This window comes from Thermogemmatispora sp., assembly GCF_042408735.1.
GTDB lineage: Bacteria > Chloroflexota > Ktedonobacteria > Ktedonobacterales > Ktedonobacteraceae > Thermogemmatispora.
Genome location: NZ_JBHOQV010000007.1, coordinates 1 through 5,451, shown reverse-complemented (window position 1 = coordinate 5,451; position 5,451 = coordinate 1). Strand labels below are relative to the sequence as shown.

The following is a 5,451-nucleotide window of genomic DNA, read 5'->3' as shown; positions in this document are numbered from 1 at the left end:
GCCCTTCCCCGCCTGCGCGGCTCCCGCCGCTATTTGCAGGAGCAGCCCTACCTGCTCCCCAAGGACCTGGGCGAGGTCAACCGCCTCGACTTCCAGCATTATGTTTTGCGCGCCATCCTGCGCGGCAACTATCTGGCTCCCATCCAGCAGCCTCGCCGCATCCTCGATGTCGGCTGCGGCACCGGCCAGTGGGCCTTCGAACTCGCCCGCCAGTTCCCTCAGGCTGAGGTCATCGGCTTCGACCTCGAGCCCGCCAAGACCAGCTCCTCGCCTCCCGCCAACTACCGCTTCGTTCAGGGCGATCTCCTGCAGGGCCTCCCCTTCGACAACGACTCCTTCGACTTCGTCCATCAGCGCCTGCTCTTCCTGGCTATTCCTCTCTCGGGCTGGCCCAGCGCCGTCCAGGAGCTGGCCCGCGTCACCGCCCCCGGCGGCTGGGTCGAGCTGGTTGAGTCAAGTCCGGCCCTGCAGGATTTTCTACCTTCTGGACCTGCTGCACAGGAGCTGTGTCGGCTTGGGGGCACCCTGGCAGCGTTACGCGGGCTGGATACTGAAGGCCTCGTGCTCCGCTCTCTGGCCCACTACCTGGAGGAGGCCGGCCTCGGCAATGTCCACTATCAGCCGTTCGAGGTCCCTCTTGGAGAGTGGGGCGGGCGTCTCGGCTCCTTGATGGCCATGAACTTGCAAGAAGCATGGAAAGCGGTGAGTGCTCCCATTGCCGCCCGCTTTGGCAAGTCCGAGCAAGAGGTACTCGCTCTTATCGACGAGGCTCGCCAGGAGTGGAACGAGTTCCATACCTCCTGCCACTTCGCCGCGGCCTACGGCCAGAAGCCACCCCTATCATGACCACAACAGGTTTACCAGTCTCGTCGTTGTCTCTCACCAACTCGCAAGGAGGTGTAACCGATGCCGTGGTGGTTCTTCCGTCGTCGCTCTCGCGGCTCCGCTTCCGCCTCTCTCTGCTGCAACCACACCCTCTTAGGATCGCCCGCACCTGGACGAGGCGACAGCACCTCACCCACGCGGCCCCCGCCGCACAAACAACACTTTCGCCAGTCTCCTCCGGCGGGCACTATCTCGCCGTTGTCCGGTCGGGATCCGGTCCAAGAAGTGACCTGGCTTTGCGTCCCCGGCGGCTGGCTGAACTTCATCCCGTTCAGGACCAGGGCCAGCGACTTTGACTCGGCAGATCTCGCGATATGGTTTTATCCATAGCCGACTGCTCACATTCTACTCTATTACCTCGAAAGAGAGATCTCTGCCTTCCAGAGGCTCTGACTTATGGCCAGAATCTCTGGCGGCTTAGACAAGTTTTGCCAGTTATGAGAGGAAGCCCTTTTTGCCTCTTCTGGCAAAGGGCCTATCGAGCAGATCGTTGTTGATAATAGTTTTACAGAAAAGAAAGGAGATGATCCTATGCCGTGGTGGTTCTTCCGTCGGCGACGTTCCTCACCAGCGCTCGCGGCACAGATGCCAAAGAGCAAGCCCGCCGCGGAGACGCTCCCGCAGCCTCGTTCCCATGACTCGCGCCGCTATCTTGATGAACAGCCCTACATGCTCCCCAAGGACCTCGGTGAGGTCAACCGTCTCGACTTCCAGCATTATGTTTTGCGCGCCGTTCTGCGCGGCAACTATCTGGCACCCATTGGCCAGCCTCGTCGCATCCTCGATGTCGGCTGCGGTACTGGCCAGTGGGCCTTCGAACTGGCTCACCAGTTCCCCCAGGCTGAAGTGATCGGCCTCGATCTCGAACAGGTCAAGGCTACCACTCCCCCACCTAACTATCGCTTCATACAGGGCAACATCTTGCAGGGCCTCCCCTTTGAAAACAATTCGTTTGACTTTGTCCATCAACGCCTGCTCTTCCTGGCCATCCCACTGAACGCCTGGCCGGACGCGGTCAAGGAGCTGGCCCGCGTCACCGCCCCGGGCGGCTGGCTTGAACTCGTCGAGCTAAGTACTGATCCCAACGACTTTGCTCCCATTGGACCGGCCACACGCGAGTTCTTTCGACTGGCTAGCCAGGTGGCCACACTGCGCGGGTTCGACACGCAGGGGGTACTGACCCGCTCGCTTGATCTCTATCTCCGAGAGGCGGGCCTTATCAATGTCGAGCGCCGCCTCATCGATACGCCTATCGGCGGATGGGCTGGCCGCCTTGGTTCTCTGCTCTCTCTAGACATCCGCGAGGCCTGGAAAGCTATGACGCCTCCTATTGCCGCTTATTTCAAGATTCCGGAGCAAGAGATATACGATACCATAGAGCAGGCGGGCAAAGAGTGGGACTCGCTGCAGACCCACTACTGCTTCATCGCGGCCTACGGACAGAAACCTTGAACTCAGGCCAAGAAGGAACTGGACCAAACCTCTATCGCCCTCTCCAGGGGCCTGGCTAGCCCTGGCAACAGCGCCTTTCTCTCCTCACGCTCAGAAGCAGACAGGGGGAGAACCGAGGGTGGTAGGCTTCCAGCTCAGGAAGTCTACCACCCTCGGTTGAAGAACCTCCAGAGAGAAGAGGAGAGGAGCCATTCTTGCCCTTGCTCATCTCAACGACCAGGTCCAGCCCACAGAAGCAACCTCGCCATTGCCAGCCGCCGCCACCAGGACCGGGGGGCCTCCACCTAAGCGTCCATAGTAAACCGCTGTCGTCGCTCTCTGACAGAGGGGATGCTCCCTGTTGGCCGTCATGGTATAGAGCTTGCCATCGCGTGAGAGCACGGACCAGACGAATGGAACGGCGGGATTCAGATCGTAGTTGTTCCCCTGAGCCAGATCCGTCAGGGGAGTCAGCTGACGACGGCCATCGTTCCCGAGGGTAAGCAGGGCCAGGCGAAAGCTGGCCTGGTATGGACTGGGGGGGCCACCGCATTGCAGGTAGGGATTTCCATCACGCAGCAGCACTAGCACCTCGCTGGCGGTAAGCACCCGTATATCCTCGATACAGCTCTGGAGACTGTGCATTGAGGCAAGCTGGTAGATGAGGGTTTGGGTACCGCCGTAGGCTGGCTCCTCGAGGATCGAGGAGCGAGGCGGGCCGGACCAGTCACACGAGGAGGCCAGGAGACGCCTCCCGTCGGGGGCGATATCCAGGGCAACGTCGCTGTAGCGCACGTTCTCGCTCAGGATAGGAGTCCAGGCAGGATTGCCAGGGCTGCCATTCTCCGCCACATTGAGCAGGTAGAGCTGCATCGGTAAGGGCGGCGAGCCACAGGAGAGACGGCTCTCCGTGACGATATAAGCGTGGCTGTCGTCGAGCCAGGTCAGCGGAATGGCTATCGAACAAAAGATTGACGGGTTGGAGAGGTAGGAGCCGGCTCGCAGTACAAGCGGTCGCAGGTTCCCCGTCTTGATGTCCAGGAGCGTAATCAGGCTGATATTTCCTTGCAGATCGGTAGAGAGGAGAACCTGGCGCTCATCGGGTGACCAGACGAAGCGCAGCGGAGGATAGCTGTCGTAGCTGATGACACCCCGCCCTTCGAAGGCACTGAACGTTCCATCGGGGGTATAGGGCAACCTGGGGAAACAGTAGAGAGTTTGCAGGCCCTGGCCATCCAGGCGCACCAATTGGAGCATGGCGACATGCAGCGGATCACGCCGAGGATCAGGAACGCTTAGGAGCATGATCCATGCTCCATCAGCCGAAAGTTGGGCCTGGCGAATGCGCACGCCACTGGTGGCGATGACGGCGCGCTGGCCGGTAGCAACGTCGTAGCGCATCAGGTGACCGGAGGTCTGGGGCCGGGTCTCGTTGTAGATGTAGATGAGGCTTGGATGGCTCGCCAGGATCAATGGGCGTATGACCGCCGGACGGGTACCAAAGGGATTGCCAGGGGAGATGGCGGGACAGGAGGTTTGAGTCGGCGGCATGGGCACACTTCGACCTGGCGTGGGCCGAGGTGTCGAGTGCTGGGCTGAGGAGGTGGGTGTTGCCGTGGCCTGGTCCCGGCCAGAGCCACCTCCACCATAGACACTGAGGGAAGCATTGCAGGCAGCCAGTATCAGAGAGAGAAAGGCCAGGAGCCAGATACTTTGTCTGGCTGGGCTCCGTGCGATGATGCTCATGGCTTCACCTCTGCAGGTCAACCTGGACCTTGTCCGAGCCACTAAGAGCAAGTCTTTCAACCTGCTCTTTCGTTTAGCAGCAGCAGAGGCCCAGAGCTATGAGCCAGCTTACGGCGGTACTGTTGGTCAGCTCACAGTTGCCCGCGCTATGTCAAATTGCTCGCTACTCCGACAGCGGCAATGGCTATCTCCTCTCAGACCTCGCTATTTTGAGGGCCTTGACGGCACCGCTGGCAGCGCTCACGGGGCCTGAGAGGACGACGGGGTGGGCTGGCGGGGGCTGAGTTGTCTTCTTCAAGACTCTTCGTGAAGGGGATAGTACTTTGGATGGATTCTTTGGGGGAGATCCTGAAGGTTGGCGAATCATCGGGTAATCTTCCCGAGTGTGAGAGATGTGCGTATCGGGAAAACGATACGCAAGGTTGTCAGGAAGGACAGAGCGGCCCGGGTCTGCCGGTGGGGAATTCACGGACCGCTCGTGCTGGTCGGTCAGGTCGGCTATCCAGGGTGCAGCCAGGCCATCCTTGATGCGGCTGCCCCACCCGCTCGGGATAGCTGGGCTGGCGGGCCAGGCCAGAGCCAGAGTACCTTGAACAAGACGATTGCATCGCTGTGGCTCAGTTTGCAGGTTGGTCGTCGGTGGCGCGGCGGGATCGCCCTCCTCGTAGGGGGTTGCCCCAGCTACTGCGCACCGCGCTGGCGAAGGGTTCCATCCCATTGGTCCCAGGGAGTGCCCATAGAGCGGGCCGATCAGGCCTGGCTCAAGCCATAAGAGGACGCACCGGCTGAGCAGGCCACGCCAGCCTGTGTTCTTGACTGCTCCTGTCGGGCCGCAACGTAACCGTGGGGATTGCTGTCAGTCGTTCAGATCGGTCGAGTCGCTTGAACCAGTCCTATGCCAGTGCATCATTGCCACAGAGTGATCCCCAGGTTATGAAGGGCCAGGCTGCGGGAAAAGGGAAGAGAACACAATCGTGATCGGTTTGGCTTGAACGGTGGCCGGTGGCCATTGATGGGCAGGTAGCCGAAAACGAATCAGCTCAGCTCTGCTCGCCTGACCAGCACTTGCTTGCCAGGTCTGGCTTGCTGGCCGGGGGACTGGGCACCTGGACGATGGGACGCGCCACACGTCTCGTTGGGTCCTGGTTGCTCCTCCGCGAGGAGGGCGATCCGCCGCGCGCCATCGACGACCAACTCGGGCCGGCGCTGCCAGGTGAGTTCGTCGTGTCGCCTGTTCCGGTGAGATCCGTTGTGTTGGTCGCGTTCGCTACGTCGCTGATCTACGAACTAAGGTTGATGAATACGCTTGCTTGCTGAAGCTGCGATATTCAGTTAGATAGGAGGTTCTGCAATGCTGAAGAAGAATCTGCGCTGGATCGTTCCGCTGGT

At 60.6% G+C, this 5,451-nt stretch carries 4 protein-coding genes; 3 read left to right on the top strand and 1 reads right to left on the bottom strand.

Annotated features, from left to right (window positions below):
- Positions 1–846: class I SAM-dependent methyltransferase (locus ACFMO7_RS00655; protein WP_376793611.1), on the top strand; the 846-nt coding region annotated here is incomplete at its 5' end.
- Between the two features lie 570 nt (positions 847–1,416).
- Positions 1,417–2,337 (top strand): class I SAM-dependent methyltransferase, encoded by a 921-nt coding sequence (locus ACFMO7_RS00650; RefSeq protein WP_376793610.1) that lies wholly within the window; start codon positions 1,417–1,419, stop codon positions 2,335–2,337.
- A gap of 204 nt (positions 2,338–2,541) precedes the next feature.
- On the opposite strand, the gene ACFMO7_RS00645 is transcribed toward ACFMO7_RS00650, so the two are convergent.
- Entirely contained in the window at positions 2,542–3,867 is a 1,326-nt protein-coding gene (locus tag ACFMO7_RS00645; RefSeq protein ID WP_376793609.1) for a hypothetical protein, read from the bottom strand.
- 1,197 nt (positions 3,868–5,064) lie between these two features.
- On the opposite strand from ACFMO7_RS00645, the gene ACFMO7_RS00640 reads away from it, so the two are divergent.
- Positions 5,065–5,379, top strand: coding sequence for a hypothetical protein (locus ACFMO7_RS00640; RefSeq protein ID WP_376793608.1), 315 nt, complete (start codon positions 5,065–5,067; stop codon positions 5,377–5,379).
- The last annotated feature ends 72 nt before the right edge of the window (positions 5,380–5,451 follow it).

Excerpts from the sequence above, each read along its gene's own strand:
- ACFMO7_RS00645 (WP_376793609.1), bottom strand. The coding sequence starts at position 3,867 with ATGCCGCCGACTCAAACCTCCTGTCCCGCCATCTCCCCTGGCAATCCC.
- ACFMO7_RS00650 (WP_376793610.1), top strand. The coding sequence starts at position 1,417 with ATGCCGTGGTGGTTCTTCCGTCGGCGACGTTCCTCACCAGCGCTCGCG.